The sequence below is a fragment of the Bacillus sp. SIMBA_154 genome, assembly GCF_046536015.1.
Classification (GTDB): Bacteria; Bacillota; Bacilli; order Bacillales; family Bacillaceae; genus Bacillus; species Bacillus pumilus_P.
In genome coordinates this window covers 1-231 of the sequence record NZ_JAWJBV010000735.1, presented here as the reverse complement: position 1 = coordinate 231, position 231 = coordinate 1, and the positions used below count along the sequence as shown (strand labels likewise).

Annotated in this window: 1 protein-coding gene; it reads right to left on the bottom strand. The window is 37.2% G+C overall.

Annotated elements, in window-relative coordinates:
• The coding region (locus tag R0K30_RS23820; RefSeq protein WP_410613538.1) for a hypothetical protein at positions 1-231 on the bottom strand (231 nt) is incomplete at both ends.

The window sequence follows — 231 nt, the reverse complement described above, 5'->3', positions numbered from 1 at the left end:
GAGTGTTTATTAGGAAACAATACGCTGGGCTCGTTAAGCTCACTTAGGTCATCCCATAATTGTGCTAATTCGTATACCTCATTTTGATGAGCCGTGCTTTGTAGCATCCAAAGTTTGAATTGGTCTTGCTCTTGTATATTTAAGCCACGATCAATCGCACTTATCCACTGCGATGCTTTTTCTAAGATTAATTCTTTTGAAGTAAATTGATGGATGTTACTCATTTTACTG